Here is a 26,470-nt window from a genome sequence, read left to right on the forward strand (position 1 = left end):
TGGTACCACCTTTATTGCCTCTACCAGTACTTTACATACCCATAAGCCCGTAAAGACTACTCCCCGCCATACACTTAAGTCAAGCAGTTTGTCAGCAGTTTGGAAGTGGGTACTTACTTCGCAAGAGGCTCTGGATTATTCTGGAATCGGCGGATTACCACCGTGACAATATTCCATCCAGTTGTTCCAGGGTTTCGTAATGAATCAGTATGGTTCCTTTACCCTTTTTCCCAGGCGTTATCACGACCTGCGCTCCGAGTTTTGCCGAGAAATTCTCCTGTAACCGTAGTAAATCACGGTCGCGCTGTGGGTGATGTTTTACCACCGGATGTTCGATCTGATATACCAGCTTTTCTGTTTCACGTACTGAAAGCCCTTTATGTACTACAAGATTTGCCGTCTCTATCTGCTTGGCCGCAGCGAGTGATAGCAATGCGCGAGCGTGCCCCATGTCGATCTTTCCCTGCATCAGCAGTTCCTGGACAGGCGCAGCCAGATTAAGCAATCTCAGGAGATTGGAAACCGCGCTGCGCGAGCTTCCCAAAGCTTCGCTGGCAGCCTGGTGCGTCATGCCGAATTCCCTGATGAGCCTCTGGATTCCCAGGGCTTCTTCCAGCGGGTTGAGATTTTCGCGTTGAATGTTCTCGATCAGTGACATCGCCAGCGCAGCCTCATCCGGGACCTCGCGGATCAGGGCGGGCACCTCGCCCAATCCCGCCAGTTGCGCTGCACGCCAGCGGCGCTCGCCGGCGATAATTTCGTACTTCCCACCACCGACCGGCCGCACGAGTACTGGCTGCATCACACCCTGGGCCTTGATGGATTCCGCCAGTTCCCCCAGCGATTCCTTGTCCATGCGCGTACGCGGCTGGTATTTTCCCGGCTGCAGCAGCGAGACCTTGATACTCTGAAGCGTCTCCTCCGAGACAGCGTTATCGCCGCTGCCCGCGAGCAATGCATCCAGCCCTCTCCCCAATCCTCTTACTTTCATTTTTCTTTCATCCGGCTTCATGTCTTCTAGGCTTCAAGTGTCTGTTGATACTGCTGGTCCGGCGTGGCGCTCTCCGGAAAGTATCGGATCAATATTTCACGCGCCAACGCCAGGTAAGCCTGCGTACCTTTGGATAATCTGTCATGGTACAACGCCGGAATACCAAAGCTGGGCGCCTCGGCTAATCGCACGTTACGGGGAATTACCGTACGGTAGACCCGGTCTCCAAAGTACTGCTGCAACTGATCGGAAACCTGTTGTGCCAGAATATTGCGTGGATCGAACATGGTACGCAACAATCCCTCGATCTCCAGCTTGGAATTGAAGTGAGCGCGTACTTTCTTAATGGTATTGACGAGATCGCTCAATCCTTCGAGGGCGTAGTACTCGCACTGCATGGGGATCACCACAGCCTCGGCTGCGCACAAGCCATTCAGCGTGAGCAGATTGAGCGCAGGTGGACAATCGATAAGAATAAAATCGTATTCCCGCTCGACTTCCCGCAAGGCTTCCCGCAGGCGTGTTTCCCGCCCCGGTAAGTCAATCAACTCTATTTCCGCCCCGGCAAGCTCGCGATTGGCGGGGAGCAGATCATATTTGCCACTGGGGGAGGACACTCTTACGTCCACCACGCCCATGCTTCCCAGCAGAACCTGATAGACCGTGTGCTCCAGCTGGCCTTTGTCTACACCGCTGCCCATCGTGGCGTTACCCTGCGGATCAAGGTCTATCAATAGCACCCGCCGCTGCACAGCTGCAAGGCTTGCCGCCAAATTGACGCTGGTAGTGGTTTTCCCTACCCCACCTTTTTGATTGGTTACTGCCAGAATTTTCGCCATTGCCACTCCTAGAACCGAGATACCGGAAGCCGATCAATACGAGGTGAAACACTTGGCGAAAAGCCAAGGGATCTTACTTTACCGTCCGGCACGCTTGAGCACAACCAGATGACGCTTCACCCTCAGACCGGGAATCGTTAGCAACAATATTTTGTCGACAATGAATGGCTCGGGTAACTGCGCAAGTTCTTCGTGGGGATATACGCCTTTCATCGCCACTAATCGCCCACAGCCAGTCCTTTGCTCCTCCCCCTGTGCGCACAAATGTCCCGCGAGCTTGACGAAGTCCGCCAGATCGGAAAAAGCGCGCGAAATAACGGTATTAAAGCCGGCGTTCGAACGGACGCTTTCCACGCGCTCGCCGATGACTTCCACATTTTCAAGCCCCAACTCAATCCGCGCCTGTTGCAGGAACGCGACTTTTTTGTGATTGCTTTCCACCAGCACCACGCGCCACTCCGGGCGGGCCAACGCCACCGGGATTCCAGGAAGGCCGGCGCCGCTGCCCACATCAGCAACGCGCGGTCCGCCAATGTGCGGCAGAACAGCCAGGCTGTCCAGCACATGCAGCGAGAGCATCGCTTCCGGTTCACGCACTGCCGTCAGGTTGTGCACGCGGTTCCATTTCTGGATGAGCGCCAGATATTGCAGGAGGCGTGCCTGATTTGATTCAGCAATAGATAGACCCAGCGCCGTGATTCCGTCAGCGAGTTGCGTAGCCGGATTCATGCGCTTTTCTTCGTATTCGCGCCGGAAAAACCGCGCTTGACATGCACCAGCAATAGCGAAATTGCTGCCGGCGTGATCCCGGAAATGCGGGATGCCTGACCTGCCGTTTCAGGCTTGAACTGATTAAGTTTCTGCTGGACTTCATTCGAAAGGCCGCGCACGGTTTTATAATCCAGGTCCTGCGGCAGGCGAATGTCTTCATAATAAGCATTCCGTGCCACTTCATCTTTCTGGCGCTCGATGTATCCCTGATACTTCGCCTGGATTTCGACCTGCTCCGCCGCTGCGAGATCGGCAACAGGTTCGCCTGCGCCGGGCAGTGTCATGAGTTCGGCGTACGACACATTGGGCCGGCGCAACAAATCATGCAGAGAGCACTCATGCTCGATGTTTTTCCCGATGACACGCAATGCATCGGTTTCGGAAAGGCTCTTCGGGCTGAGCCACGTGGTCTTCAGCCGGTTTTGCTCTTGAGCGATAACCTCTTGTTTGGTATTGAACGCCATCCAGCGCGCGTCATCCACCACCCCTAGCCTGCGCCCGGCTTCGGTGAGACGGAGATCGGCGTTATCCTCCCGCAATTGCAACCGGTATTCCGCGCGGCTGGTGAACATGCGATAGGGCTCCGTAACACCTCGGGTAATGAGATCGTCTACCAGGACGCCCAAATAGGCTTCATCCCGGCGCGGGCACCACGGTTCCCTATCCTGCGTTTTTAGCGCAGCGTTGATCCCCGCCAGCAACCCCTGCGCTGCGGCTTCTTCATAACCCGTGGTGCCATTGATCTGCCCCGCGAAAAACAAGCCTTCGATCATCCTGGTTTCAAGCGAGCTTTTCAGGGCACGCGGATCAAAATAATCATATTCGATCGCATATCCGGGTCGGGTGATATGGGCGTTTTCCAATCCTTTGATTGAGCGCACCAGCCTGACCTGCATGTCGAAGGGGAGGCTCGTGGAGATTCCGTTGGGGTACACCTCGTGGGTCGTGAGACCCTCCGGTTCGAGAAAAATCTGATGCGATTCCTTGGCGGAAAAGCGCACGACCTTATCCTCGATAGAGGGACAATAACGAGGTCCGATACCCTCGATCGCGCCGGAGAATAGAGGGGAGCGATCCAGCCCGCCGCGAATAATATCATGCGTCTGGCTGTTGGTATGCGTGATCCAGCAAGACACCTGCTTCGGATGGGAAGCAGCATTGCCCATAAAGGAAAAAACGGGCACAGGGGCGTCGCCGGGTTGAGCGGCAACAACAGAATAATCGATGGTACGACCATCTATCCGCGGCGGCGTCCCTGTTTTCAGCCGCCCGACAGGAAGCTTCAATTCGCGCAGGCGTCCCGCAAGACTGTTGGATGGAAGGTCCCCCGCCCGCCCGGCTTGAAAATTTGCCGACCCTACGTGAGCCAGGCCTGCCAGAAAGGTTCCGGCGGTAAGAATTACAGCACGCGCATTGAAGTGGATGCCAAGCTGTGTGACAACCCCGGCCACCCGCTCACCCTCAAGCACGAGATCGTCCACCCCTTGCTGGAACAGCCAGAGATTCGGCTGATTTTCCAACCGCTGCCGGATCGCTTGGCGGTAGAGGACCCGATCAGCCTGGGCGCGTGTTGCGCGTACCGCAGGTCCTTTGCGCGAGTTGAGAATGCGAAACTGTATGCCCGCCTCATCCGCTGCCTCTGCCATCACGCCTCCAAGCGCATCGATTTCCTTCACCAGATGCCCTTTGCCGATCCCGCCTATGGAAGGGTTGCACGACATCTGCCCCAAGGTTTCGATATTGTGTGATAGCAATAGTGTCTTTTGCCCCATGCGAGCGGCAGCGAGCGCCGCTTCGGTACCGGCATGGCCACCGCCTATAACTATTACATCGAATATTTCAGGAACAGTCATGGAAGCAATCGGGCAAAAATGAATTCTATTGAGAGTGGCGCCCATTTTACGGCAAAACGTGGGGCCATGTAAGAATCATGGAGAGGTCTTGCGGTGAAGGAACGCCGGTCTCTTTGTTTCACGTGAAACAGTTTTATTTTGTTGTTCCACGTGAAACAACAGCTAATGGGAAACCCGCAGGGGAAAATCGAAAGGCAGGGGAACTACACCCAATAATCCAGTACCGAGATGATTGAGGAAGGTGACAGAGGGCCCTCTCGCTAATTGAGCATCTTCTGGCGGGAAGCGAAATCGCCGCACACACAGAGTGATGCCCCCGTGACCCGGGCACCGCCGCCGCTTTAACTAGTAGTCCGGAATCGCCGACGTCTATCCGGCAATATCGATCCAGGAAGGTGCAAATACCATACCAGCAGTTGCTTGCGACGGAACCCATACGACGGTGGATAAGAATCATGGCGAGGTCTTGCGGTGAAGAAACGCCGGTCTCTTTGTTTCACGTGAAACAACAGCTAATGGGAAACCCGCAGGGAGAAGTCGAAAGGCAGAGGAATTACACCTAATAACCGAGTACCGAAACGATTGAGGAAGATGACAGAAGGTCCTCCCGCTAATTGAGTATCTTCTGGCGCGAATGTTGGAATCGCCGTGCAGGATGATGCGCGCCTGTAGTCAGTCCACGCTGCCGCTTTAACCAGGAGCGTCGATCCAGTAAGGGTGCAAATACAATACCAGCAGCTGCTCGCTGCGAAACACATACAGCGGTAGAAACATTAATGGTCTTGGTAGATTCCCTTACCCCGCTTAAAATTGAACCTGTTTCGATCTGCACTAACCACTAAAACTTCTTGTTCAATTGCTGGGGCCTTTCCAGCCTCTCCATCGAGATCTGGTTCCAGCCTATACCTATGCCTTAACTCATCCAAAATAATCGATTACAGAGCTTCTACGCTTGCCGCTTTTTTGGGCAACCGACGAATATTTCCTTTAATCCGAGCGAATGAAGGTAACTATGGAGTACCTCGCTCTCCCCTGGGGTCAGGTTATGCTGCCGGGACAGTCCGAAACTGTACTCGCTCGCTTGCCAGTATCAAAGCGATGCAGTAGACGAGATCTATCGACCAAACAAGTCCTGTTGCCTCCATGCATCGGCTCTCCGATACATCGAAGTCCAGGGCGAACTCGTCAGGGGCTGTGTGAACGGAACTCAGAAAACTTACGAATGACCCTTTGTATCGCTCAGGATACTCATCCAGTCGTACTGCCGTTTCTCTAGGCGGTATTTAATACCTAAGTTCAGGCCGTTATCAGATGCGGCCACGATTGTTCAACAACGTGACGACGCATTACTTATTCGGATCTTCACGATCTAGGTACAAGAGACGCAGCCTCTACTGCCGACCCACCGACCCACCCCCGTTGCTGCTCACCTCTCCGCGCCAAAATCCTTGATCCAAGCTTCTTCATCGGCGGAAACCCGATTATTTCTCAAGTAACATCTACCATTCGGGCGACCTTCCCTAGAACGGGTCTGAAAAACAGATTCCAGGAGGTTTACGTGCATCCCTCGGTCCATTTCCATGGCACGGAATCCAGACGGCCATATAGTGACTCACAAGTAATATACGGATTTGCGAGTTCGGGGCTTAACAACCGGATCGCCTGCTTGCTCAACCACACCGGCAACACCTCCCAACCCTATCATGCTGAAACGCTTGGCCGATGACAGCCTTCGGAGCATCTCGCGGTAAATCTGCTTCTTACGTCTGCTCATTCGATACCTCCTCGACTTGGAGTACCGGCAACTTGAGCGACGTTTGCTCCTGCCGTACTTCTCCTTATTTTTTTAAGAGGCTTGTTCCCACGAGAGTGGCTGCCTGTACTTTTGAAAAATATGTACTACCATGAAATTAATCCACCGCTACGGAGTGCTCCACTTCGGGGATTCGATAAAAAGGCCGCACAGTATAGGCCGTGCTTGAACTGGGGCTATCTGCTGCATAGGATCGATTGCAACCTATACAGCTAATCAAGTTCGATAACGCAGAAAATCTGATGAGAAGGAGGCGAAGATGAATCCACACTCGACTGGCAGGGCAAACTGGTTGTTCAGCGGGCTAGCGCTCGGTGCGCTCACCATGTTTCTCCTTGATCCCGCTAAAGGCAGACGCCGCCGTGCATTGGCAAAAGACAAGATATACAGCGCTGGCGTTAAAACTCGTAAGCGCATTGATGCAAAGTCACGCGATTTGGCTAACCGGGCGAAAGGATTGCGCGCGGAGGCACGTCATATGATGTCCACCGACGATAACCGCGGCGAGAACAAGGCAAGCGAGAGTCAGCCTGAAACTTGAGCGGGAGGAGATTCGCAAGAACGGGAGGTTCTGCTACTTTCCTATGCAGAAGCTGGAAAAAATTTTGCCCAGCAGGTCGTCCGCGCTGAATTCACCGGTAATCGACGATAAAGCCAGCTGGGCAAGCCGCAGTTCCTCAGCAAGAAGCTCGACCTGATCCATGCTGTTTGCCAGCGCACAAGCAGCTTCGAGATGTGTCTGGGCAGCTGTCAATGCAGAAAGATGACGTTGGCGGGCCATAAAGACTCCTTCTCCTGCTGATGGCTGCCACCCTATCATTTCCAGGAGTCTTTGCTGCAGTAACCCGATGCCCGCACCCGTTTTAGCGGAAACCCAGATGTCTGTGGTGGCTGTGGCGGTGGATATGTTGGAATTGGGTGCTGATTCGAGCAGGTCGGTTTTGTTATGGACGACAATGAGTCGCAAACCCGGGGGAAGCGAGGCGAGTATGGCTCGATCTTCTGGCGTTATTCCCACTCGGCTATCCACAAGCAGCAGAACGATACTTGCTTTATCGATCGTGGAGCGCGTCCGCGCCATACCCATTTTTTCGATCGCATCCTCCGTCTCCCGCAAGCCGGCGGTATCCAGAAGGTGCAAGGGCACACCTTCAATCTCTATAACCTGACGGATAACGTCCCGTGTCGTGCCCGGAATTTCCGTAACGATAGCAACTTCTTCTCCGGCGAGACGATTGAGGAGACTGGATTTTCCAACATTCGGCTGCCCGACCAAAGCAATCCATATTCCTTCCCGCAGCAGGCTACCTTGCCGGGCCGAGCTGAGCACCTGCTCAAGCTGGTGCCGGATGTGCTCCAATCTGACTTCCAGCTCCCTTCCGGAAATGAACTCAATTTCTTCTTCCGAAAAATCAAATGAAGCCTCCACCAGCATTCTAAGGTCAGTAAGCGCTTGCACCGAAACATGAATGGCGTTGGAAAATTCACCTTGAAGGGAACGGATGGCGCAGCGGGCAGCTTCCTCGGTACTGGCGTCAATAAGGTCCGCGACGCTTTCAGCCTGCGCCAGATCAAGCTTGTTATTCAGGAATGCACGCAGGGTAAACTCCCCTGGTTGCGCCAGCCGCGCGCCAGCAGAAAGGCAACTCACCAGCAACAGGTTCATGACTGCAGGGCCGCCGTGTCCTTGCAGCTCCAGAACCTCTTCTCCGGTATAGGACTGGGGAGCGGGAAAGTAGAGCGCTATGCCCTGATCGATAACGCGACCATTTCCGTCGCGAAATCGGGTGAGGCTGGCGCGCCGGGGTTCCGGCACAAAACCTATGACCTTGAGAGCGAGCGATTGCAGGTTTCTGCCGGAAACACGCACCACTCCGATACCTCCCCGGCCTGGGGGCGTTGCAATCGCGGCAATCACATCAGAACGAGTCATCCTGAGTTCGATGCCAACCCCGCGTATGAAGACGGAAAGGGAGGGGAGTCGGATCCGGTCCGGCAATTCCCCTGATCACTAATTTGCTTTCTTCTGCTTGCTCGTATTTGCGACCGAACCTTCGATCATACGCGTGATCTGCCACTGCTGCGCGATGGAAAGCACGTTGTTTACCAGGGAATACAACACCAGGCCCGCGGGAAAGAAGAAAAAGAAAACGCTGAATGCCAAAGGCATGATCTGCATCACTCTCGCCTGGATGGGATCGGTCGCCGGGGGGCTGAGCCGCTGCTGCAGGAACATGGAAATGCCCATGATCACCGGCAGCACATAATAGGGATCGGGTGCGGAAAGATCCTCTATCCACAACGCAAAAGACGCGTAGCGCAATTCCACGCTCGAGAGCAGCACCCAGTACAACGAAATGAATACTGGAATCTGCACCAGGATGGGCAAACAGCCTCCCATCGGGTTGATTTTTTCCGTTTTATAAAAATCCATCATGGCCTGGTGCATGCGCTGCCGGTCATTCCCATGTTGTTCCCGCAAACGCTGGAGCTTGGGCGTCACTAAACGCAATTTCGCCATCGAGCGGTAACCTGCCGCAGACAGGGGAAAGAATGCAAGCTTGACCGACATGGTGAGGAGAATGATTGCCACTCCCCAGTTTCCAGTCCAGGAATGAAACAGCGACAACAGCCAGAACAATGGCGCGCCGATCACCGTCAGCCAGCCGTAATCCACAACGAGATCGAGACCCGGCGCGATCGACGCAAGCTTGCTTTGCTCTTCCGGTCCCGCATAGAGTGGGACAGTGACGGTGGCGCTACTGCCGGGTTCTATCTGACCTACCGGTACGATTACACCGGCGGTATATTCGTTTTCTCCAAGACGTTTCGCGTAATATTCGCGCGGCAGCTTGTCCTTGGGCAGCCACGCGGCCAGGAAGTACTGCTGCAGCATGGCAATCCAGCCATTGTCCGCATTCTTGGGATAGCTGGCATTGCCCTTGTCCAGCGCGGAAAACTCGATCTTCTTGAATTTTTCCTCTTCGGTATAAAGCGCCGCCCCAGTATAGGTCGGGACCATGAAGAACGAACCCACGGGAGGCCGGCTGTCGCGCAGCATCTGAAAGTAGGAAAACGGCTGGATGGCTGCGTTCCGTTGATTGGCGACCTCGAAACTGACATCGATGAGATAGCTTCCGCGATGAAACGTATAGATTTTAGTCACCTGTACGCCGTCGGCCTCCGCCGCGCTCAACCGTATCTGGATTTTATCCTGCCCGGCTGCCAGCTCGTATGTGCCCGGTTCCGCAGTAAAACGCGTCTTGTGGGTCGGTAAACCTTCACCGATCAATCCGGATTGCGCTATGTAGACGCGCTCAGGATCGCTTTCCAGTAATGCGAAAGGCTTGTTTTTATCCTCCTTGGAAGGCTGATGCAGCAACTCGAGGCGGCGAATATCGCCACCCGCGGTGTCGATTTCCGCCAGCACCATGTCGGTCTTGATCGTGATTTTATCCCCGGATTCCAGCTTGCCCGCTGCCCTGACAGGAGCGCCGTTTTCCGCGGTCGAGCCCCTTTGCGGTACTGATGAAGCAAGCTGATCTCCTGGCACCGGAGTCTCGGCGGTACCTGCAGTACCTGCAGTACCTGCACCGCCCTGCGTTTCTGTGCCCTGTACTGCCGTGGTCGGCGCGTGGGTTGCAGGATATTGTTCTTTCTGCCACGCATCCCACAGGAATAACAGCGATGTGGCAAAAATCAGGAAGAGTACGAATCTTTGTGTATCCATCTTGCTCTGCGAGTTATTTTTTTACGACAGATAAAAACCGTCCAGAAACATTCAACGGAAGGGTTCCGCAGGGACAGGGTCATATCCCCCCCTGCTCCAGGGATTGCATCGCATTATCCTCCAGACGCTCAGAACGAGTCCTCGCGTCGCCCCATGCCGGGCAAGCGCTTCACAGGCGTAATGCGAACAAGACGGACTGAACCGGCATGAGGGTCCAAGGAAAGGGCTCAGGCAGTATTGATAGAGCCTGATAAACGCAATAATCATTCGCGACATTGCTGCAATTGAATCATGAGACGCCGTGCTTCGTCCGCCAACTGCACTGGACTGCGATCACTGGCACGGCAACGCAGACGCATCACCAGATCAAGGCCCGCCATATCTTCCTGGCATGCACGAAACACTTCCCGCAACACTCGTTTCACCCGGTTCCGGTTTACGGCAAGTCGTTCAATTTTACCTGCCACTATTAATCCCAATCTGGAATGTAATAAACCGTTGGGTTTAGCGAAAACCTGAAGCAATTCACCGCCTATGGAACACCTGAACCGGATGACCGAGGAAAATTCTTCTGCCTTATGCAGGCGATGAGTTTTAGGAAAACGAATAATAGGGTCCCCGGATTGCGTACGTTACTGCACTCCGAGGCGGACTCGTCCTTTGGCGCGCCGAGCCCGGATTACCGCCGCTCCACTCGCGGTTTTCATGCGGACCCGGAAACCGTGGGTCCGCTTTCTGCGCGTCACGGATGGTTGGTAAGTGCGTTTCATTATTTCCCCTGTTCCTGATAATGATAAATAAAAACTCGACATTACAACTCTTTACGACGACCTGTGTCAACCGATATTTTTTGCTCTCCCTGTGGATAAGCTGTGAAGAACGGTCTAGAATATTCCGCTCACCTCGCTCGCAACTTCCGTTCCTTCCCCAACGAGTCATTAATATCATGCTTGCACCAGATACCTTTTGGCTTGCCTGTCTCGAATATTTTGAAAATGAGTTGAGCGCGCAGCAATTCAATACCTGGATCAAACCACTGCGCCTGCAACTGTCGGACGACTCGCCTGAGCCTGCCCTCACGCTGATCGCACCCAACCGTTTTGTCCTCCAATGGGTAAAGGACAACTTTTTGAGCGGCATCACGCAGATGGCGGAAAACCACTTCGCGCGCCCGATTCAGTTGCGGTTGGAGCTAGCCGGACAAGTTTCGGCCAGCGCATCCCCTTCGACTGGCGGGAATAACGGAATGGATTCCCGTTCGATTACCGCGGTGTTCGATGCGCCGACAGAATCAGCGCAAAAGACGCCGAAGGATACGAAAGATACAAAGGATACGAAGGAAAAACAGGAAAAAAATCCAACCAGACTGAATCCCTCTTTCACCTTCAACACTTTCGTCACAGGAAAGGCAAACCAGCTGGCACGTGCTGGGGCTATTCAGGTGGCGGAACGTCCCGGCGTTGCTTATAACCCCTTCTTCATCTATGGGGGGGTAGGATTGGGAAAAACCCACCTAATTCAAGCGATCGGCAATTTCGTTGTGGAGCACAATCCAGCTGCCAAGGTTCGCTATATTCACTCGGAGCAATACGTCTCCGACGTAGTAAGGGCTTACCAACATAAGGCATTCGATGAATTCAAGCGCTACTATCATTCGCTGGACCTGTTGCTGATCGACGATATCCAGTTTTTTGGCGGAAAAAACCGTACGCAGGAAGAGTTTTTCTATGCCTTCAATGCCCTGATCGAAGCACATAAGCAAGTCATCATCACCTGCGACTCTTACCCGAAGGAAATCGCCGGCATGGAAGAACGGTTGATTTCGCGTTTCGGATGGGGGTTGACAGTAGCGGTGGAACCTCCTGAACTGGAAATGCGTGTCGCGATTCTCCTGAAGAAAGCATTGATGGAAGATATCATCCTGGATGAAAGCGTCGCTTTTTTCATCGCAAAACACATTCGCTCCAATGTGCGCGAACTGGAGGGTGCCTTGAAAAGAGTGGTTGCTTACTCACGCTTCACCGGGCACGCACTGACTTTGGATTTAGCGCGGGAAGCATTGAAAGATCTACTGGCGGTACAGAACCGCCAAATCTCCATTGAAAACATTCAAAAGACAGTGGCGGACTACTACAAGATCAAGGTCGCCGAAATGTACTCCAAAAAGCGGTCTCGTGTTGTTGCCCGCCCACGCCAAATGGCCATGGCCATCTCCAAGGAACTCACCCCTCTAAGCCTGCCCGATATCGGGGAAGCTTTCGGGGGTCGGGACCATACCACGGTATTGCATGGGTATCGAAAGATTGCCGAATTGCGCGCTTCCGATCCTGCCGTCAATCGTGACTTTAATACCTTGCTGCACATTCTCCGCGGCTAATTACAGACTGAATAACAAACTGAGGTTAACATCAGGATGAATTGGGGATAACTCATCGCTTCTGTTCAGACTTTAATTCTGCTCACAAACTATCCACAGTCCATACCTTATTGATACAGAAATACAAAATAGCCTAATATGCTGATATCAGGCGAATTTCCCTACTTTTACCGGATTTCGCCATTTCTTATTAACTATTACTAGCTTTACAATTAGAAAATGAAACTGATAGAAGCCGACAGGGATACATTGCTCAAGCCTTTGCAGACGGTTACCGGTATTGTCGAGCGACGTCATACCTTACCCATCCTCTCCAACGTACTCATTGAACGCAAGCAGGAAAATATTTCATTTATTGCAACCGATCTCGAAATCCAGATTACTACCTCCACCACGGATGGTGGCAAGGCAGATGAGGAATACTCGGTAACGGTGGCTGCAAAAAAGCTTCAGGATATATTGCGTGCACTACCCGAAAAGATGCGGGTGACGCTGGAAACGAACGATAGCCGGCTTCAGGCCAAGGCGGGAAAAAGTCGCTTCAATCTGCAGACACTTCCTGCTGAAGATTTTCCAAAGTTTCCTCAAAGTAATGAAACCCAGGGAACAGTCAAGGTACAGCAGAAGGAACTGAAGCAGCTCCTGTCAATGGTCCAATATGCCATGGCTCACCAGGACATCCGCTACTACCTGAACGGCCTGCTGTTATTGCTGGAAAACAATCAGCTGAAGGTGGTCGCAACCGATGGCCATCGGTTGGCGTTCGCCCTGATGATGCTCGAGACATCGCTGGAAAGAAAGGAGGTCATTCTTCCTCGCAAGGTGGTGCTCGAATTATCCCGGCTATTGAATGAAACCGAGGAGCCGGTAACCATAGAAGTACTTCAGAACCAAGTGCGTTTTACCTTCTCCAATGTCGTCCTGGTATCCAAAGTGGTCGATGGAAAATTTCCGGACTATAACCGCGTCATCCCCACCGGCTACCAGAAGCAATTCGATATAAACCGGCTGTTGCTACTCCAGACACTGCAACGCGCTGCGATTCTGTCCAATGAAAAATTTCGCGGAGTCCGTCTCATCCTCACCACCGACAATCTTCGGATCGTCTGTAATAACAGCGAACAGGAAGAAGCGCAGGAAGAGCTGGAACTTCAATACAACGGAGAAGGGCTCGACATCGGCTTCAACATCACTTATCTGCTCGATGTGCTGAACAATGCGGACAGTGAAACAGTAACGTGCGCATTTGGCGACGCCAACAGCAGTGCGTTGATCACCATTCCGGGTAACGACAGCTTCAAATATGTGGTCATGCCCATGCGCATATGATGTAAATATCAGGTCATTTCCCGTGCTTCTGCAGCTTCACAGTGGCAGAAGCGTCTGTCGGTGCGGTTATGATATAATTCATTGATCACTGCACGGCATTTTCCTGTATTGCAGACTCAGCTACGACCTTTGTTGAGTTTCCTTGAGCCTTCCCTGAGTGGCCTTCTGAGCCCTGATCCCAGAGGTGAGTGAAAACCGGCTCTCCGTAGCGTTTGCTCTAGATGTTTCCCGATAGCAGTCAGCAGAATTCGCAATAAAGTTATTGCGAATCCATCAGTATGGAAGCGATTGAATATTCCGTTTCAAATAACTGAAGATACAGCAATGAACGAAAAAGAGCGTTCCCGGCAGCAAAAAAGCAAAAGCTCCACCGACTATGGCTCGGACAGCATCAAGATCCTGAAAGGGCTCGATGCGGTGCGCAAGCGTCCCGGTATGTACATTGGCGATACCAGCGACGGCACCGGGCTGCACCATATGGTGTTCGAGGTATTGGATAATGCGATTGACGAGGCGCTGGCCGGCTATTGCGATGAGATTTCAGTCATCATCCATCCTGACAACTCGGTTACCGTGCAGGACAATGGTCGGGGCATTCCGACCGGCATAAAGCAGGATGACGAGCTCAAGCGTTCCGCTGCTGAAATCGTCATGACCGAACTCCATGCCGGAGGTAAGTTCGATTCCGATTCATACAAGGTATCAGGCGGCTTGCACGGCGTTGGTGTCTCGGTCGTGAATGCCCTGTCGGAATGGTTGCGCCTTTCCATCCGTCGGGATGGAAATATCCATCAGATCGAGTTTCGCATGGGCGTGCCGGTAGCGCCCCTGGCCGCGACCGGAAAGACTGAACGGCGAGGAACCGAAGTACATTTTCTGGCGAGCAAGGAAATATTCGGAGATATCGAATACCACTACGATATATTTGCCAAGCGCCTGCGGGAACTTTCCTTTCTCAACAACGGGGTCAAAATCCATCTCATAGACCAGCGCAACGCCAAGGAGGAAACATTTGCCTTTGTGGGTGGGGTCAAGAGTTTTGTCGAGTATGTCAATCGCACCAAGTCGGTGCTTCATCCCAATATTTTCTATGCGGCGGGAGAAAAAGATCGCATCGTGGTGGAAGTCTCGATGCAGTGGAATGATAGCTATACCGAGCAGGTGCTGTGCTTTACAAACAATATTCCGCAAAAGGATGGCGGTACTCATCTCACCGGTTTGCGCGCTGCCATGACGCGCACCCTGAACAATTACATCGAAAAAAGCGATCTCGCAAAAAAAGCCAAAATCGAAACCTCGGGCGACGACATGCGCGAGGGTCTGTCATGTGTTTTGTCAGTAAAGCTGTTCGAACCCAAGTTTTCATCTCAAACCAAGGAAAAGCTCGTCTCGTCGGAAGTGCGGCCGGTAGTGGAAGAAATCGTGTCGCTCAAATTGGCGGAATTCCTCATGGAGCATCCAGTCGATGCAAAAATCATCTGCGGCAAGATCATCGAAGCGGCCAGAGCTCGCGAGGCAGCGCGCAAGGCACGGGAATTGACCCGGCGCAAAGGTGTGCTGGATGGCATGGGGTTACCCGGAAAGCTGGCGGATTGCCAGGAGAAAGATCCGGCTCTGTCCGAGCTTTATCTGGTGGAGGGCGATTCCGCCGGCGGCTCCGCCAAGCAGGGACGCGACCGCAAGTTCCAGGCCATCATGCCGTTGAAAGGAAAAATCCTCAATGTGGAAAAAGCCCGTTTTGACAAGTTGATTTCCTCACAGGAAATTGCATCCCTCATCACGGCGCTTGGCACCGGTATCGGTAAGGACGAGTATAACCCCGACAAATTGCGCTATCACCGCATCATCATCATGACTGATGCCGACGTGGACGGCTCGCATATCCGCACCTTGCTGCTCACTTTCTTTTATCGGCAAATGCCGGAACTGATCGAGCGCGGCCATATCTTCATTGCCCAGCCACCACTGTACAAGATCAAGCACGGCAAGCAGGAACGCTACGTCAAGGACGATCACGAGCTCAAGCAATACCTGCTGGGTCTGGCGTTGACGGAGGCGGAACTGCATACGGGAGAGGGTAAATCGCCGCTCACTGGAGAAACGCTGGAAAATATCGCGAACGAATATCTTCTGGCGGAAGCCGTGATCGAGCGCATGAGTTCGCTGATCGATAGCGAAGTCATGCATGCGTTGTTACGCCATTCCGACATCGATCTAAGTAATGGGGAACTCGCGACCGAAAGCGCGGCTCGTCTGGCGGCACAGGTCAATGCAGCAAATATCACCATCGTACCCAAGTATGACGCCGCCACGGAAGAATACCGGCTGAAAATTTCCCGCGTGCATCATGGCAACGTTCGCAACAGCTATATCGACCAGGATTTTCTGCAAAGCGGCGACTATGCGCAAATCAGGCAAACTGCCGAGGTGCTCGATGGCCTGATCGGGCCGGCAGCTTATGTGCAACGCGGCGAAAAGAAACAGGCGGTGAGCGACTTCAAGCAAGCACTCGACTGGCTGCTGGAGGAAGTCAAAAAAGGCATCGGCACCCAGCGTTACAAAGGCTTGGGCGAAATGAATCCCGCCCAGCTCTGGGAAACCACCATGGACCCGAAGGTTCGCCTCCTGCTGCGCGCCCAGATCGAGGACAGCATCGCCGCCGATGAAATTTTCACTACCCTGATGGGTGATATCGTGGAACCGCGGCGCGCATTCATCGAGAACAACGCGCTGGGAGTGAGGAATCTTGATGTTTAACTGATGCTTCAATTGCATCGAAGTCAATACGTGAAGATGACACTGCTACTTCGCATATAGATGGCGTCTTGACGCAATCTGGCATCTTGAGATGGTAAACTCACAATCTTTCCAATAAAAATTATTTACAGGGTTTTAAAACAACATGTTGTCCTCACACAATACTCTCGAAAGCGTAGACCCTGATCTCTGGCAGGCCATCAAAGGCGAGATGCAGCGCCAGGAAGAATATATCGAGCTGATCGCTTCGGAAAATTATGCGAGTCCTGCAGTGATGCAGGCGCAGGGCTCGGTGCTGACCAATAAGTATGCGGAGGGTTATCCCGGCAAGCGCTACTACGGCGGCTGCGAGTACGTGGATGTCGTGGAGCAGCTGGCAATCGACCGGGTAAGGGCGCTGTTCGACGCGGAGTATGTCAACGTCCAGCCGCATTCTGGCTCACAGGCCAACGCCGCAGTCTATCTGACTGCCTTGAAGCCGGGAGATACGCTGCTGGGGATGTCGCTTGCGCATGGCGGGCATCTGACACATGGCGCTTCGGTCAATCTCAGCGGCAAGATTTTCAATGCCGTTTCCTATGGCCTTCGTTCTGATACCGAAGAGCTGGACTATGACGAGGTTGCGCGCCTGGCGCACGAACATAAGCCCAAGCTGATCGTGGCAGGGGCTTCGGCTTACTCGCTGGTGATAGACTGGAAGCGCTTCCGCAAGATTGCCGACGATATAGGGGCCTATCTGTTCGTGGATATGGCGCATTATGCGGGACTGGTTGCGGCAGGATACTATCCCAATCCTGTCGGCATCGCCGATTTCGTCACGAGCACGACCCACAAGACGCTGCGCGGTCCGCGGGGGGGGATCATCATGGCCAGGGCCGAGCATGAAAAAGCGCTCAATTCCGCTATTTTCCCGCAAACCCAGGGGGGTCCGTTGATGCATGTCATTGCCGCCAAGGCAGTGGCCTTCAAGGAGGCCGCCAGCCAGGAGTTCAAGGACTACCAGGAACAGGTAATCGACAATGCGCGCGTAATGGCGAAAGTGTTGCAGGAGCGCGGATTGCGCATCGTCTCGGGGCGCACCGATTGCCACATGTTTCTGGTGGACCTCCGACCCAAGTATATTACCGGCAAGCAGGCCGCCGAATCGCTGGAACTGGCGCATATCACGGTCAACAAAAATGCGATTCCCAACGACCCGCAAAAACCATTCGTCACCAGCGGGATTCGTATCGGCTCTCCTGCCATCACCACGCGCGGGTTTACCGAGATTGAATCCGAACAACTGGCCCATCTGATTGCTGATGTACTGGAAGCGCCGACAGATTCCTCGGTGCTGACGGAGGTTGCACGCCAGGCAAAAGCGCTATGTGCAAAATTCCCCGTTTACCAAGGCTGATCACGCAATGGAGCGGCGCATCCTGACGTCGCTTCCATGTCTCGGCATAGCCGATCTGGTCGATCTTCACCTGGATCAATTTGCTTCGGTTCCAGGGTTGAAGTCGACCGAACGGTTCCAGGTTGACGCATGAAGTGTCCTTTCTGCCATGCGCCTGATACGAGCGTGATCGACTCCAGGGTGAGCGAGGAAGGCGACAGGATACGCCGCCGCCGGCGCTGCCCCAACTGTGACAAACGCTTCACCACCTATGAAACCGTGGAATTGCGTTTGCCGCAGGTCGTAAAACAGGATGGCAATCGCGCCGAGTTCGATCGCGAAAAATTGCGTACCGGTTTCGTACGCGCATTGCACAAGCGTCCGGTTTCGGCAGAGGATGTGGAAGCGGCAATGAATCGCGTCGTCCAGAAACTGCTAAGCTTGGGTGAACGGGAGATCGCCTCGCACAAGATTGGCGAGATGGTGATGGGAGAACTCTATAAACTGGACAAGGTCGCGTACATTCGCTTTGCTTCTGTTTATCGAAGTTTTCAGGGTGCTGCCGATTTCGACGATGCAATCCGGGAACTGCAAGGATCAGATAGCAGGAAAGAACCGGACAAAGCCTGATTCACACGTTTTACCTTCTGTATTCCATTTTCCGGCAAATCCCGGCAAGCGACGCGGCTGCGCTTGAGTTGTACACTGAATTTCCAGCTTCGCCTTTGAACAATGGAGTTTCCAATGTTCTCGCCACCCGATTACCGCTTCATGGCCCAGGCGCTGCGGCTTGCAGAAAAAGGGCTTTACAGTACAAGCCCGAACCCTCGCGTGGGCTGCGTGCTGGTACGCGATGGACAGGTGGTGGGTACCGGCTGGCACGAACGCGCAGGCGAGGCGCATGCGGAAATAAATGCACTGGCTGCGGCCGGGCCGGCGGCACGCGGCGCCACCGTCTATCTCACACTGGAGCCGTGCAGTCACCAGGGTCGCACTCCACCCTGCGCCGATGCCTTGGTTCAGGCAGGTGTCGCGAAAGTCATTGCAGCCATGCAGGACCCGAATCCCCTCGTGTCCGGTCGCGGCTGCGCCCTTTTGGAAGAGGCGGGGATAGAAGTGCAAACCGGCTTGATGGAAGCGGAAGCGAAAGCTTTGAATATCGGATTTGCCTCGCGCATGACCCGCGGTCGTCCTTGGGTCAGGGCCAAGATCGCGGCAAGTCTTGATGGCAAGACGGCGCTCAACAACGGGTCCAGTCAATGGATCACGAGTGAAGCGTCACGCCGTGACGGGCACCGCTGGCGCGCCCGTTCCTGCGCGGTAATGACCGGCATTGGTACGGTGTTGGCCGATGACCCGCAGCTCACGGTCCGCCATATCCATACCTCCAGGCAACCCATGCCGGTAGTGGTGGACAGGGGACTGGATATATCGCTGGATGCGGGATTGCTGCGTGGCGCAGGCGAGCTGATTTTTACCGCTGCCGCCAGTGAAGGCAAAATTGTCGCGTTACGTGACGTGGGTGCGCACGTCATTCTGTTGCCGGATAGTGCTGGCAATGTGGATCTGGCTGCAATGATGCAACGGCTTGCGGATCTCGAAATAAACGAAGTGTTGGTGGAGGCGGGACGCGGCTTGAATGGTGGGCTTATCCAGGCGGACCTGGTGGATGAGTTCGTCATTTATCTTGCCCCCTGTCTCATCGGAGATGCAGCGCGGGACATGCTCAAATTACCGGAACTCTCGAATCTGGAAGACAAGCGCATCCTCAAGATTCACGATGTACGCGCCGTGGGACAGGATATCCGCATTATTGCCCGTCTCGCTGACAGGATGGCTACATAATTTGGATCGATTCTTTTATTTCTTTCTGAACCTTTCGGATTAAGTAAGCACACACTTTCACAGCACAGGCCAGAATGAAAGGCTCCGCTCATGTTTTCGTCGGATACTTGGTGAGCTTGCGCTGCAATGTCCGCCGGTGCATGTTGAGGACGCGTGCCGTTACAGAAACGTTCCCCTTGTTCTCGTTGAGTACGCGCTGAATGTACTCCCACTCGAGCCGCCCGACGGACAGGGGGTGGGCGCTGATCTGCACGTCTGTATCCCCGCTCGTGCGCTCGAACGCCGCCATGATTTCATGGACGTCGACCGGCTTCGCGAGATAGTGGGTGGCGCCGAGCTTGATGGCCTCGACCGCGGTGGCGATGCTGGCGTAGCCCGTCAGCATGACGATACGCGTACCGGGGTCGAGTGCTTTCAGCTTTTCGACCAGGGATAATCCGGAAGGACCGGGCAGCCTGAGATCGACAACGGCATACTCCGGCGTGCAGGCCTCCGCAAGCTGCAGCGCCTGGTCCACGCTATGCGCGCACGTGACGTTGAATCCGCGTTTGGTCATTGCATTGGCAAGAACCGTACAAAAGGTCTGATCATCGTCCACCACCAGCAAGGCGGGACGATCATCCACTTCTGTCATGGGTAACGTTGTTGTCATATCGATGGCTGTATCAGAGGAAGTATGACTTGGGTACAGGCGCCGCCTTCACGGTTGGTTAGGCGCACTTTGCCGCCAAAGCGTTCGATGTTTGCATTTGCCAGAAACAGGCCGATACCGAAACCCTGCCCCTTTGTTTTGGTGGTGAAAAAGGGCTGACCGGCGCGCTGGGCCGCCTCTCCTCTCAGTCCTTCTCCATAATCGAGTATCTGCAGATGCAGTTCCTGATGGCTCCAGGTAACTTCTATCTCGATGTGTTTCAAGGATGCGTCCGCCGCATTATTCAACAAATTCAAAATGGACTGACTCAGCAATTGCGTGTTCAGGATCTGGGGAGCTGGCTGCACTCCGCTGCCGCGATAGGTAAACTGGGCGGAAGGGCGCATCAATTGCCATTTATCCAGAACCTGGCGCAAAAAAAGATCGACCGTCTGGCCACTGACATCTTCGGCGCGTGCCTGGCCCGCATCTGCCAGCAATTGCGTCAGGGTGCGCTTGCAGTGGGCGATCTGATCCCGCAGGATTCTGATATTGCTTTGAAATTCGATATTGTCGATATATTCGTCCTGCAATTCCCCCGTGACTATCGCCATAGTTGCCAGCGGCGTGCCCAGTTCATGCGCCGCGCCCGCCGCCAGCGTTCCGAGCGCAATGATCTGCTCATTACGCAATGCCTGTTCACGCGCCAACGCCAGGTCCTTGTCGCGTTCGCGGATCGATATGCCCATCTTGACAACGAACCACGCGATCAATACCGTGCTCAGGACGAAAGCCAGCCACATCCCGGACACATGCATGATGAATTCGCTGCCATGTTCTTCATGGTTATGGGGCAGAGGCACATAATAAAACAGCAACAGCGTATAGCAACTTATGGTGATGGCAGCCATCACCCAGGTATAAGCCCAGGGCAGCGCAGCCGCGGCAATAGTCAGAGGCAGAAGGTATAGCGAGATAAACGGATTGGTCGAGCCGCCGCTGAGATAAAGCAGCGTGCTTAAAGCAAGTACGTCCACCAGGAGTTGTGCAAAGAACTCCATGCTGGAAACCGGCCATTTCCGATGGAGACGTATCCAGGTCGCCAGGTTCACCACCCCCAGCAAAACCGCAACCGCAACCATTTCCGCCCAGGGCAATTCCAGCTCGAGCCCCCAGTAAGCCAGCGCAAAAGTCAGGCATTGGGCCGCGATGACGATATTCCTGAGCAGGAATAAACGTTGCAGATTCTTGCGGAGGGGTGGCTGGCCGGGATTTACAAGCATTTTCGTCGCGGATTCTCTCATGCTGGGCGAGTTCTTGGGAACTTCCCTGGGCTTCTCCAAGGCTTCGCTATATTATCCCCGAACATTAGCGTATATTGCCATGCAGGACCATGCGGCAAATTGCCGCATGGTCCTGCACAGAGTCCTGCAAAGGGAAAAAGGAACAATATCGATATGCATATTTGAAAGCAGGAAAGGCCCGATGTTCACAGGAATTGTCGAAGCTGTCGGCGAGATCAAAACGGCCAGTCCGCAGGAAAATGGCTTAAGCTTGCGCATTGCGCCAGGCAAGTTGTCTCTGGCAGAGACAAAAGTCGGCGACAGCATCGCAGTAAATGGCGTATGCCTCACCGTTACCGCGCTGGCGGATAATCTGTTATCTGTAGACGTCTCCCGCGAAACATTGCAGTGCACGCAAGGACTGGATAAGCCGGGCGGAAAGGTTAATCTCGAAAAATCGCTGCGCCTGTCGGACAGGTTGGGCGGCCACCTCGTCAGCGGCCATGTCGACGGAGTTGGAGAGGTGACAAAGTTTCAGTCCCTGGGTGAAAGCTGCCTGCTTGCGATCCGGTTGCCGGATTCGCTGCTGAAATATATTGCCAAAAAAGGTTCAATCACGGTGAATGGCGTGAGTTTGACGATCAACCGGGTAGAGCGTAACGAATTGGAGATCAACCTCATTCCTCATACGCTGGCCGAAACGACACTGAAAGAATTGAAAGCGGGCGCCAGGGTAAATGTGGAAGTGGATATGCTTGCACGCTACGTGGAGCGCCTACTGGCAATGGACGACAAGCACAGGAGCGAGAGCTCGATTTAGACATGATCATTAGTTCAGTCCAGGAAATCATTGCTGACATCAAGACCGGCCGCATGGTCATTCTCGTCGATGAGGAAAACCGCGAAAACGAGGGAGACCTGGTTCTGGCGGCGGATTTCATTACACCGGCAGCCATCAACTTCATGGCCACATACGGGCGCGGCCTGATCTGCCTGACGTTGATGGAGGAACGCTGCCGCCAGCTCAACCTGCCTCTGATGGTGACGGCTAACCGGTCTCCGCTCGGCACCAATTTCACGGTTTCCATCGAAGCCGCGACCGGCGTGACCACCGGCATTTCCGCCGCTGACCGCGCACGCACGGTACAGGTGGCCGTGAATCGGGACGCAAAACCGGATGACCTCGTCCAACCGGGGCATATTTTTCCGCTGATGGCGCAAAACGGCGGCGTGCTCGTACGCGCCGGCCACACGGAAGCCGGTTGCGATCTGGCGCATCTGGCGGGACTCACCCCCGCCTCCGTCATTTGCGAAATACTGAATGAAGACGGAAGCATGGCGCGTCTCCCCGACCTGGTCGAGTTTGCGGCAAAGCATCAACTCAAGATAGGGGCGATAGCCGACCTCATCCATTATCGCAGCCGTACGGAAAGCCTGGTAGAACGCATTGTAGAACGTCCCCTCCAGACCGCGCACGGCAGATTCCAGCTCGTTGCCTATCTGGACAAAACCGTCAATACTGTCCATCTGGCGTTGGTAAAGGGGGTGATCGCTCCCGACGATGAAACTCTGGTAAGAGTGCATGAGCCCCTTTCGGCCATGGATCTTCTTGATCTGGAGGATGATACCCACTCCTGGAATCTGAACGAGGCCCTACGCATCATCAGCGACGCGGAACGTGGCGTTATCGTACTGCTTCATCGCAGGGAAAGCGGGTCCGAGCTGATGGAAAGGGTGTTGCCGGCAAAGCTGCCGCACCGCCCGGTCCCGAAGGCCGACCTGCGCAATTACGGTATTGGCGCCCAGATCCTCAAGGATCTCAACGTGAGGAAGATGCGCTTACTGGCTGTTCCCCGAAAAATGCCGAGCATGGCGGGCTTCGGACTTGAAGTCACCGGCTACCTGGAGCCGGAAGATAAAAGCCGACTGGCGGAAGGTCGCCAGGCGGTCCGTTGATAATTTTTTGAATCCCCAACTTAAGCCTGCCATCCGCCGATGAATAAGAGGCGGCGGGCTGATACATCGAACGTTTCTCCAACCTTTGCACTCAGATCTTGTTACAGGAGCGAACATGGCACGATACGAAAACATTCTTGAGCTCGAACCTAATCTCAACGGTGAAGATCTCAGCATTGGCATTGTCATGAGCCGCTTTAATATCGAGGCAAGCGAGGGATTGCTGGGCGCATGCGTGGAGGAACTGATGAAACAGGGTGTCGATGCAGGGAATGTCGTCCTGGTTTCGGTCCCGGGGGCGCTTGAAATCCCTTTGGCGTTGCAAAAGATGGCCTTGACCGACCAGTTCGATGCGCTGATCGCTCTGGGCGCAGTCATACGCGGAGAGACGTACCATTTCGAAGTCGTTTCCGAGCAATCCACCAACGGGGTTGCCACCGTGCAGCTGGATACGGGCATTCCCATCGCCAACGGCATACTCACGACCAATACCGACGACCAGGCGCTGGCGCGCATGAGCCAGAAGGGCGCCGAAGCGGCGCGGGTCGCGATTGAGATGGCCAACCTGCAAAGAACGCTTGATGAAATGGAGCAATGAAATACTCGAGCAATGGGTGGCAGGGTAAAGCGCGGCAATCAGCGAATGTGACGGGTGAAAAGAAGCAGAACGCGATGCAGAATCAGGTAGGAAGCGGGAAGTGAAACGAGTAGAGAGACGGGCGGAGAAACAGGGAAGGGGTACTGCGCGAAAAAGCCGCCGGCGCCTGGCGCGTGAACTGGCCTTGCAGGGGTTGTATCAGTGGTGCGTAGCGGGTGGAAGCGCCGATACCATCGAAGCGCAGCTTCGGGACACGGAGGAGTTCCCGAAAACGGACGAGGAATATTTTTCCCGTCTGCTCCATGGCGTGTTGACGGAAGCACCTGAGCTCGAGAAGGAAATCCAGCCCTGTCTCGACCGCCCGTTCAACGAACTCAGCCCGGTGGAGATTTCGATATTACTGCTCGGTACCTATGAGCTGGAGCGACACCCGGAAATACCGTATCGGGCGGTCATCAATGAAGCGGTGGAACTCGCCAAAGCCTACGGCGGCACGCACGGTCATAAATATGTCAACGGAGTGCTCGATAAATTGGCGGTAAAGCTGAGAGCGGTCGAGATCGGGGCGAAGCTTTGACTGCGTGCGTGTCAGAGCTGCCCAATCATTTCCCCCGCTTCTAGCGTGAAGTGACGGCATGAATTGATCTTGTTGACGAAGTATTGTATTAAGTGCTGTCGGAATTTGACATCATCCGGTCTTTTTTCACCCGCTCCGCCCCCGCTACGGTATTGGGTATAGGGGACGATGCGGCGCTCATCAGGCCTGCACCCGGGATGGAATTGGCAATTTCGACCGACATGCTGGTTTCCGGGCGTCATTTTTTCGAAGATGTGGATCCGTACAAGCTCGGCCACAAATCTCTGGCAGTGAATCTTTCCGATATGGCGGCAATGGGTGCCCGTCCCCGTTGGGCAACCCTTTCGCTGGCGCTGCCAGAATCAATAGTACAAAAGGATGAGTCATGGTTGCGAGCATTTGCTGACGGGTTTTTTGCGCTTGCGCATGTCCATCGGGTTGATCTGATCGGGGGCGATACCACCAATGGTCCCCTGAATATCTGCGTGACGATCATTGGCGAAGCGCCGGAAGGAAAAGCCTTGCGCCGCAGCGGTGCCCGGGCGGGGGATGATATCTGGGTTTCGGGCTACCTCGGGGAGGCCGCTCTCGCGCTTGCTTACCGAAAGAAAAAGATCATGCTGAAACCGGGCGAAGGGGAAGCCGCCGAAGTGGAAGCCATTATGGCCGCGCTTGAGATGCCCATTCCCCGCGTGGAGTTGGGGCAGCGCCTGATCGGCCTTGCCCATAGCGCCATCGATATTTCAGACGGTCTGCTGGCCGACCTCGGACATATTCTGGAGTGTTCGAGAGTGGCGGCTGTTGTCAGAATCGATCAGATGATCCGTTCGGCGGCGATGGAGAAATATTTTCCCCACCCCCTTGCGATAGAATGCCTACTTGCGGGGGGAGACGATTATGAGCTGTGCTTTACCGTGCCGAAATCGGAGCGAACAAAGGTGGAACTGCTTTCGCGCGAGGAAGGCATTCCGTTAACACGTATTGGCAGCATCGAGGAGGGAGCAGGCTTGGTCGTGCTTGATTCCGCAGGCAGAACAGTCACTACGAGGGTCAAAGGCTATGACCATTTCCAAGTCTGACAACCGGAGCGATAATTCGCCTGACCGCAACCCTGTCGAGGGGGAATCCACGCCTGCGCCTTCTATCGACAAGGGGGATGAAGCCCCACGAGAGGCTCTTCCGCTCCTACCTTCCCCCTGGATCGAACGGCCGATACCCGACAAGACATTCATTCGCAGCAGCGTGGCACATTTCATCGCCTTCGCCGGAGGGGCTGGATTGAGTCCCGTGGCACCCGGCACAGCCGGTACCCTGGTCGCATTCCCCCTGTTCTGGGTACTCGAATATATTTTCGATCCCCCTGGTTTTCTCCTGTTTCTTGTTGCCGCGTTCGGTATCGGCATCTGGGCTTGCGAAGTGACAGGGCGGGCGTTGAGGAATACCGACCACGGCGGTATCGTCTGGGACGAGGTCACTGCTTTCCTGCTGGTCTTGTTCTTTACACCCAAGGGCCTGATGTGGCAGGCATTCGCATTTCTGCTGTTTCGTTTGTTCGATATAATCAAACCGGCGCCTATTCGTTATTACGAAAAAAAACTGCGTGGCGGATTCGGTGTGATGTTCGACGACCTGCTGGCAGCTTTCTTCACGCTTTTGTGTCTGGCCTTCTGGAAGGCTTATGTGACCGGTTAGCCAACATGTTCTAATAGGCCGCCGCAGAGGTGGGCATTTTTCCAGCAAGTATC

At 54.3% G+C, this 26,470-nt stretch carries 25 protein-coding genes; 13 read left to right on the forward strand and 12 right to left on the reverse strand.

Annotation, left to right across the window (positions count from 1 at the left end):
- Positions 1-154: 154 nt before the first annotated feature.
- The 5 genes from BMY01_RS15700 to BMY01_RS17935 form a co-directional block, all read right to left on the reverse strand.
- The gene (locus BMY01_RS15700; protein WP_074749094.1) at positions 155-991 is read right to left on the reverse strand and encodes a ParB/RepB/Spo0J family partition protein; all 837 of its coding nucleotides are present in this window, start codon (positions 989-991) and stop codon (positions 155-157) included.
- A 26-nt stretch (positions 992-1,017) separates the two neighbouring features.
- Complete coding sequence (locus BMY01_RS15705; protein WP_074749062.1) at positions 1,018-1,830, reverse strand: ParA family protein; 813 nt, start codon at positions 1,828-1,830, stop codon at positions 1,018-1,020.
- Positions 1,831-1,908: 78 nt separating this feature from the next.
- On the reverse strand, positions 1,909-2,559 hold the full coding sequence (rsmG, locus tag BMY01_RS15710; RefSeq protein WP_074749063.1) for a 16S rRNA (guanine(527)-N(7))-methyltransferase RsmG: 651 nt from the start codon (positions 2,557-2,559) through the stop codon (positions 1,909-1,911).
- Entirely contained in the window at positions 2,556-4,454 is a 1,899-nt protein-coding gene (mnmG, locus tag BMY01_RS15715; protein ID WP_074749064.1) for a tRNA uridine-5-carboxymethylaminomethyl(34) synthesis enzyme MnmG, read from the reverse strand. The genes rsmG and mnmG overlap by 4 nt, the downstream gene beginning before the upstream one ends.
- 1,612 nt (positions 4,455-6,066) lie before the next feature.
- Positions 6,067-6,228 carry a hypothetical protein gene (locus tag BMY01_RS17935; RefSeq protein ID WP_175463298.1) on the reverse strand — a complete coding sequence of 54 codons (162 nt, stop codon included), beginning with the start codon at positions 6,226-6,228 and terminating at the stop codon, positions 6,067-6,069.
- A gap of 298 nt (positions 6,229-6,526) precedes the next feature.
- Here BMY01_RS17935 and BMY01_RS15720 point away from each other — a divergent pair, with 298 nt between their 5' ends.
- Positions 6,527-6,808, forward strand: a complete 282-nt coding sequence (locus BMY01_RS15720) for a hypothetical protein (RefSeq protein WP_074749065.1) — start codon at positions 6,527-6,529, stop codon at positions 6,806-6,808.
- 33 nt (positions 6,809-6,841) lie between these two features.
- Here the strand turns inward: BMY01_RS15720 and mnmE are convergent, their stop codons facing one another.
- The 5 genes from mnmE to rpmH form a co-directional block, all read right to left on the reverse strand.
- The gene (mnmE, locus tag BMY01_RS15725) at positions 6,842-8,200 is read right to left on the reverse strand and encodes a tRNA uridine-5-carboxymethylaminomethyl(34) synthesis GTPase MnmE (RefSeq protein WP_074749095.1); all 1,359 of its coding nucleotides are present in this window, start codon (positions 8,198-8,200) and stop codon (positions 6,842-6,844) included.
- Positions 8,201-8,278: 78 nt separating this feature from the next.
- Positions 8,279-9,997, reverse strand: coding sequence for a membrane protein insertase YidC (gene yidC, locus BMY01_RS15730; protein WP_074749066.1), 1,719 nt, complete (start codon positions 9,995-9,997; stop codon positions 8,279-8,281).
- A gap of 51 nt (positions 9,998-10,048) precedes the next feature.
- On the reverse strand, positions 10,049-10,273 hold the full coding sequence (gene yidD / locus BMY01_RS15735) for a membrane protein insertion efficiency factor YidD (protein WP_074749067.1): 225 nt from the start codon (positions 10,271-10,273) through the stop codon (positions 10,049-10,051).
- On the reverse strand, positions 10,261-10,608 hold the full coding sequence (gene rnpA / locus BMY01_RS15740) for a ribonuclease P protein component (RefSeq protein WP_074749068.1): 348 nt from the start codon (positions 10,606-10,608) through the stop codon (positions 10,261-10,263). The genes yidD and rnpA overlap by 13 nt, the downstream gene beginning before the upstream one ends.
- Before the next feature lie 21 nt (positions 10,609-10,629).
- Positions 10,630-10,767, reverse strand: coding sequence for a 50S ribosomal protein L34 (rpmH, locus tag BMY01_RS15745; protein WP_074749069.1), 138 nt, complete (start codon positions 10,765-10,767; stop codon positions 10,630-10,632).
- A gap of 176 nt (positions 10,768-10,943) precedes the next feature.
- Here rpmH and dnaA point away from each other — a divergent pair, with 176 nt between their 5' ends.
- The 6 genes from dnaA to ribD all read left to right on the forward strand — a co-directional run bounded on the left by dnaA (position 10,944) and on the right by ribD (position 19,680).
- Positions 10,944-12,374: a chromosomal replication initiator protein DnaA gene (gene dnaA / locus BMY01_RS15750; protein WP_074749070.1), complete on the forward strand. Its 1,431-nt coding sequence runs from the start codon at positions 10,944-10,946 to the stop codon at positions 12,372-12,374.
- A gap of 219 nt (positions 12,375-12,593) precedes the next feature.
- The gene (gene dnaN / locus BMY01_RS15755; protein WP_074749071.1) at positions 12,594-13,703 is read left to right on the forward strand and encodes a DNA polymerase III subunit beta; all 1,110 of its coding nucleotides are present in this window, start codon (positions 12,594-12,596) and stop codon (positions 13,701-13,703) included.
- Between the two features lie 324 nt (positions 13,704-14,027).
- Positions 14,028-16,460 carry a DNA topoisomerase (ATP-hydrolyzing) subunit B gene (gyrB, locus tag BMY01_RS15760; protein WP_074749072.1) on the forward strand — a complete coding sequence of 811 codons (2,433 nt, stop codon included), beginning with the start codon at positions 14,028-14,030 and terminating at the stop codon, positions 16,458-16,460.
- 145 nt (positions 16,461-16,605) lie between these two features.
- Positions 16,606-17,856, forward strand: a complete 1,251-nt coding sequence (gene glyA, locus BMY01_RS15765; RefSeq protein WP_074749073.1) for a serine hydroxymethyltransferase — start codon at positions 16,606-16,608, stop codon at positions 17,854-17,856.
- A gap of 129 nt (positions 17,857-17,985) precedes the next feature.
- Positions 17,986-18,465, forward strand: coding sequence for a transcriptional regulator NrdR (gene nrdR, locus BMY01_RS15770; protein ID WP_074749074.1), 480 nt, complete (start codon positions 17,986-17,988; stop codon positions 18,463-18,465).
- A 114-nt stretch (positions 18,466-18,579) separates the two neighbouring features.
- Positions 18,580-19,680, forward strand: coding sequence for a bifunctional diaminohydroxyphosphoribosylaminopyrimidine deaminase/5-amino-6-(5-phosphoribosylamino)uracil reductase RibD (ribD, locus tag BMY01_RS15775; RefSeq protein WP_074749075.1), 1,101 nt, complete (start codon positions 18,580-18,582; stop codon positions 19,678-19,680).
- A gap of 88 nt (positions 19,681-19,768) precedes the next feature.
- Here the strand turns inward: ribD and BMY01_RS15780 are convergent, their stop codons facing one another.
- Positions 19,769-20,332: a response regulator transcription factor gene (locus tag BMY01_RS15780; RefSeq protein ID WP_074749076.1), complete on the reverse strand. Its 564-nt coding sequence runs from the start codon at positions 20,330-20,332 to the stop codon at positions 19,769-19,771.
- Positions 20,329-21,594 (reverse strand): ATP-binding protein, encoded by a 1,266-nt coding sequence (locus BMY01_RS15785; protein ID WP_074709373.1) that lies wholly within the window; start codon positions 21,592-21,594, stop codon positions 20,329-20,331. The genes BMY01_RS15780 and BMY01_RS15785 overlap by 4 nt, the downstream gene beginning before the upstream one ends.
- A gap of 202 nt (positions 21,595-21,796) precedes the next feature.
- Here BMY01_RS15785 and BMY01_RS15790 point away from each other — a divergent pair, with 202 nt between their 5' ends.
- From BMY01_RS15790 to BMY01_RS15815, 6 genes are all read left to right on the forward strand, one after another.
- Positions 21,797-22,414 (forward strand): riboflavin synthase, encoded by a 618-nt coding sequence (locus tag BMY01_RS15790; RefSeq protein ID WP_074749096.1) that lies wholly within the window; start codon positions 21,797-21,799, stop codon positions 22,412-22,414.
- Between the two features lie 2 nt (positions 22,415-22,416).
- Complete coding sequence (gene ribBA, locus BMY01_RS15795) at positions 22,417-23,550, forward strand: bifunctional 3,4-dihydroxy-2-butanone-4-phosphate synthase/GTP cyclohydrolase II (protein WP_074749077.1); 1,134 nt, start codon at positions 22,417-22,419, stop codon at positions 23,548-23,550.
- 115 nt (positions 23,551-23,665) lie between these two features.
- On the forward strand, positions 23,666-24,148 hold the full coding sequence (gene ribH, locus BMY01_RS15800) for a 6,7-dimethyl-8-ribityllumazine synthase (protein ID WP_074749078.1): 483 nt from the start codon (positions 23,666-23,668) through the stop codon (positions 24,146-24,148).
- A 100-nt stretch (positions 24,149-24,248) separates the two neighbouring features.
- On the forward strand, positions 24,249-24,725 hold the full coding sequence (gene nusB / locus BMY01_RS15805) for a transcription antitermination factor NusB (protein ID WP_074749079.1): 477 nt from the start codon (positions 24,249-24,251) through the stop codon (positions 24,723-24,725).
- A gap of 92 nt (positions 24,726-24,817) precedes the next feature.
- A complete protein-coding gene (gene thiL / locus BMY01_RS15810; protein WP_074749080.1) occupies positions 24,818-25,804 on the forward strand; it encodes a thiamine-phosphate kinase in 987 nt (328 codons plus the stop codon).
- Positions 25,785-26,417 (forward strand): phosphatidylglycerophosphatase A family protein, encoded by a 633-nt coding sequence (locus BMY01_RS15815; RefSeq protein WP_368086253.1) that lies wholly within the window; start codon positions 25,785-25,787, stop codon positions 26,415-26,417. Before thiL ends, BMY01_RS15815 begins: the two co-directional genes overlap by 20 nt.
- The last annotated feature ends 53 nt before the right edge of the window (positions 26,418-26,470 follow it).

Origin of the sequence: Nitrosospira multiformis (genome assembly GCF_900110185.1) — a bacterium.
GTDB lineage: Bacteria > Pseudomonadota > Gammaproteobacteria > Burkholderiales > Nitrosomonadaceae > Nitrosospira > Nitrosospira multiformis_A.